At 70.9% G+C, this 3869-nt stretch carries 5 protein-coding genes; 3 read left to right on the plus strand and 2 right to left on the minus strand.

Annotated elements, in window-relative coordinates; genetic code table 11:
* The coding region (locus LE181_RS31540) for a glycosyltransferase (protein WP_372458556.1) at positions 1-456 on the plus strand (456 nt) is incomplete at its 5' end.
* 104 nt (positions 457-560) lie between these two features.
* Here the strand turns inward: LE181_RS31540 and LE181_RS31545 are convergent.
* Positions 561-953 carry a winged helix-turn-helix transcriptional regulator gene (locus LE181_RS31545; RefSeq protein WP_225665004.1) on the minus strand — a complete coding sequence of 131 codons (393 nt, stop codon included), beginning with the start codon at positions 951-953 and terminating at the stop codon, positions 561-563.
* 127 nt (positions 954-1080) lie between these two features.
* Here LE181_RS31545 and LE181_RS31550 point away from each other — a divergent pair, with 127 nt between their 5' ends.
* Positions 1081-1509, plus strand: coding sequence for a PPOX class F420-dependent oxidoreductase (locus LE181_RS31550; RefSeq protein WP_225665006.1), 429 nt, complete (start codon positions 1081-1083; stop codon positions 1507-1509).
* A 61-nt stretch (positions 1510-1570) separates the two neighbouring features.
* Here LE181_RS31550 and LE181_RS31555 read toward each other — a convergent pair whose 3' ends face one another.
* Entirely contained in the window at positions 1571-2422 is an 852-nt protein-coding gene (locus LE181_RS31555; RefSeq protein ID WP_225665008.1) for a TauD/TfdA family dioxygenase, read from the minus strand.
* Between the two features lie 198 nt (positions 2423-2620).
* Between LE181_RS31555 and LE181_RS31560 the strand changes: the two genes are divergently transcribed.
* A partial coding sequence (locus LE181_RS31560) for a membrane-associated oxidoreductase (protein ID WP_225665009.1) occupies positions 2621-3869 on the plus strand: 1249 nt, incomplete at its 3' end.

Raw genomic sequence — 3869 nt, forward strand, 5'->3', positions numbered from 1 at the left:
CTGCCCGCGTGGCTGGACCGTTCTCCCTCGCCCTGTCCGTTCGTCTGCGTGAGCCTCGGCACCTTGACCACGGCGATGACCGATCTGCGTGCCGTAGTGGAGAGCGCCTACCGGGAGATCATGGCCGCGCTCTCCACCATCGACTGCGACGCGATCGTCTCCGCGGGTCACCTTGCGAAGCACCTGCGGAGCACCGGCCCTCGCATCAAGGTCGTCGAGCACGTCCCGCAACCCGCCCTCCTGCGCCACGCCGACCTGTTCGTGACGCACGGCGGCCGGGCATCCCTGCTCGACGCGGTGCAGGGCGCAACGCCGGTTCTGGCCATGGGTGTTCTCGTCGACCAGCCCGACAACGCCGCCGCGTTCGCCCGGCGCGGTCTCGGGCGCGCGCTGGACCTCACGACGACACGTGCCGAGATCGCTGATGCCATCGCGACCGTCCTGGGTACCCCGTAGTACGCCGCAACCATGCGCAACCGCCTGGTGCGCCCGAAGCCGCGCCGAAGTGCCATGCATCGGCGTGACGATCGCGAGGGCTTTGGCTAGCGCTGATTACCAGGTCATGTCCGGGCGATCGTGAGCGGATCCGATGGCGGGTCGGCCCGGGTGGTCGCGGGCGCGTGGCGTGCGGCCCAGGCGGTGAGACCGGTGAGCTGGGCGTAGAGCTCGCGCGCCTCGTCGGTGGCGGTGTACTCGACCTTGGGCGGCACCGTGGGGTACACCGTGCGGATCAGCAGGCCGTTGGCTTCGAGCTGGCGCAACGTCAGGGTGAGGATCCGGCGGCTGATCCCGTTCAGCGAGCGTTCGAGTTCGGCGAATCGGACAGGTCCCCGCGTGGTTTCGCTCAGGACGCCGAGGCTCCATTTGCCGCTCACCCTGCCGAGCACATCGAGGACGGTACAGACCTCGCGGCCCGCAGCCTCCTCCGTCGTGCACGTGTTCTTGCGTGACATAAATGTGCCTACTTCCGTTGTGTGGCGTGGCCTCCGAGGATGGGCGAGTGCACGTCAGTGCCCCCGCGAGAGACGGCCTCAGCCGCTCGCGCTGATCCCATGCTCACCGAGAAGCGAAGGACGACGAATGAAGAACGCCCGGAAGACGGAGGAGCTTCCCGCGCCGGTGGCGCTCGACGCGGCGGTGAAGGAGCTGATCGACGGAAGGAACTTCGCCGTGGTGGCGACGCTGAATCCCGACGGCGGTCCGCAGACGTCCGTCGTCTGGGTCGGGAGGCAGCGGGACGTCGTGGTCTTCTCCACGACCGCAGGAAGGAAGAAGGCGCGAAACCTCGTCCGGGACCCGCGCATCAGCCTGACGGTCTACGACCGTGCGAACCCGTACCGGTCCGTGGAAATACGGGGAACGGCCGAGTTGCTGCCGGACCCGGACAAGACGCTGCCGCGCGAGCTGTCACAGCGGTATCTCGGCGAGGACCCGCCGGCGGAGCCGGCCGACGTCGTCCGGCTGATCGTGCGGATCATCGCGGAGAAGGTCGTCGCGATATCCCTCTAGCGGTCCTGCCCGGGCGATCACGCGTCCCGTCAGGGTGACTCGCCGGAGGGAGGGAACAAGCTCAGTCCGCCCACACGCGGGCCAGGCATCTACGGGCGTACGGGTGGGGCGGGTCGGTGAACGCGGTGCGGCCGTGCAGGACGACGGTGTTGTCCAGCCAGAGAAGGTCTCCCGGGCGCAGGGGTATGCGCAGGACGGTGCGCGGGCCGGAAAGGATCCGGTCGACGGCGTCGAGGGCCGCCTGCTCGTCGGGGGGCAGGGGCGCGCCGGCTGCGTGCTGGGCCTGTTCGATCCCGCGCCGGTTGTAGTGCACGCGCAGGTCTGTGCCGTGCCGCTGGAAGACGGGGCGGAGCCGGTCGAAGCCGGGTCCTCGGCCGAAGTGGAAGTCCTGGTAGAGGCGGGGCAGGGCCCAGGGGGCTTCGGTGAGCAGCCTGTTGTGCAGGGCATGGCCGCTGGCGAGCAGCGTCTCCCCGCCTCGTGCTGCCTGTCGCACGCACAGCAGCCCCAGCAGCCTTGGAGGACGGGGTGCCGGGGTCCGGTCGGTGTGGAGGGCCAGGGCGAGGTCGGTCTTGCCCAGTCCGGCGTTGTCGGACACGGTGATGAGGTCACCGGGGTCCGCCGGCCTCACCGTGCCCAGGGAGGCGGCGAGTCGCCGGCACATCGCGGCGCACGTCCGGTCAGCGCGGCCGGCTACCGGAAGGCCGCGGACCACGACGAACCCGCGGCCGTTCCGCAGGCGCCGGGTGACACGCGCGGCCAGGTCCGCCAGTTCTGCCCCAGAGGATCCGGTGTCCTCTCCCCGGCCGTCCAGTGTGCGCGAGCAGGCGGGCGGCAGCGGGAGCAGCCAGTCCGCCTCGCCGAGGGCGTGGCCACTCCACGCCGTGAGTGCATCGACCGGGGTGGGCCGGGTCATCTGCTCACCTTTCCACGGCGGCTGCCTGCCGGCAGGTTCCGTCCAGGAACGTACCGGATGGTGGAGGCCGGATGCAGTCCCGATGTGGCCCCGGGCCGTCGCTGCTCCTGGATGCGGGACAAGACGCCCCCAGGACCTCGGCGTTCTGGCCCGAGGAGGTGTTGACAGCCATGCGCGGTGGCGCCAGAGTCCCGGCGGGTGGACACAAATGATCTTTCTCCCGCTGAACTGAGGGTGTGGCACGCCTTCCCCAAGGGCGTCTCCGTCGACCTCCGTGCGACGGACGACGAAGACGCGGCACAGGCAGCGGACTGGGGCCAGGAGCGGACCGTCCGCGCCGAGGTGCTGCGGACCCTGCTCCTCAGCGGCCCGCAGGAGGAGGGCGAGATACCCGCCCTCAAACTGGCGGGCGCCCGGATCACCGGGACCCTCGATCTGGCGTACGGCACGATCGATCACGCCCTGCGGCTGAGCGACTGCTTCTTCGAGGAGACGCCCCTCCTCTACGCCGCCAGGCTGCGCCAGTTGAGCCTGAACGGCTCCGTCCTGCCCGGTCTGGCGGCCGCCATCGTGCAGGTGGAGGGCATGGTCCACCTGTCCGGCTGCCGGTTCCGCGGGCCGGTGCGGCTCGGCGGGGCGCGGATCGACGGGGCGCTGTTCATGGACGCATGCCGGATCACCCCGCCGGACACCACCGAGTGGCCCGCGCTCCGCCTCGGCCACGCGACCATCGGCGACAACCTGTGGGCCCCCGGACTGGTCGCGCACGGCGAAGTGCGGCTCAGCGGCGCCTCGGTCGCGGGATCGGTCACCCTCGACCGCGCGAGGCTCGGCAACCCCGGAGGCGCCGCCCTCGACGCGGAGACGCTCGTCGTGGGCAGCAACCTCCTCATGCGACACATCCGTGTCCAGGGCTGGATCGGCCTCCGGGGCGCCCGCGTCCCGGGACGGCTCGACCTGTCGTACGCCCACCTGTCGAACCCCGGCGACACGGCGCTGCGCGCGAGCAGCTGCGCCATCGGCGAACTCTGGCTGCGCAAGGCACCCCCTATGGAAGGCGCCCTGAACCTGCGGCGCACCCAGATCGAGGTGCTGTTCCTGGAACCGGACGTGCTGCCGGACGAAGTGATGCTCAACGGTCTCGTCTACACCACGCTCACCCCGCACGAGCCTGCTGAGCGCCGCCTCCCCATGCTGCACAGCGAGAGCGAGGGGTACCTGCCCCACGGCTACGAGCAGCTCACCGGGGCCTTCCTGCGGGTCGGCGACGACCACGCCGCCCGCGTCGTCCAGCTGGCCAAGATCCGCCGGCACCGCCGCACCCTCCCCTGGCAGGCCCGCCTGTGGGGACACCTCCAGGAGGCCACGGTCGGCTACGGCTTCCGCCCCCTGCTCGCGGGCTTCTGGCTGCTGTCCCTGCTCGCCGTCGGATCGGTCGTCTACGGCC

Origin of the sequence: Streptomyces sichuanensis (assembly GCF_020328095.1) — a bacterium.
Taxonomy (GTDB): Bacteria; Actinomycetota; Actinomycetes; order Streptomycetales; family Streptomycetaceae; genus Streptomyces; species Streptomyces cinnamoneus.

Excerpts from the sequence above, each read along its gene's own strand:
- LE181_RS31555 (WP_225665008.1), bottom strand. The coding sequence starts at position 2,422 with ATGACCCGGCCCACCCCGGTCGATGCACTCACGGCGTGGAGTGGCCAC.
- LE181_RS31550 (WP_225665006.1), top strand. The coding sequence starts at position 1,081 with ATGAAGAACGCCCGGAAGACGGAGGAGCTTCCCGCGCCGGTGGCGCTC.
- LE181_RS31545 (WP_225665004.1), bottom strand. The coding sequence starts at position 953 with ATGTCACGCAAGAACACGTGCACGACGGAGGAGGCTGCGGGCCGCGAG.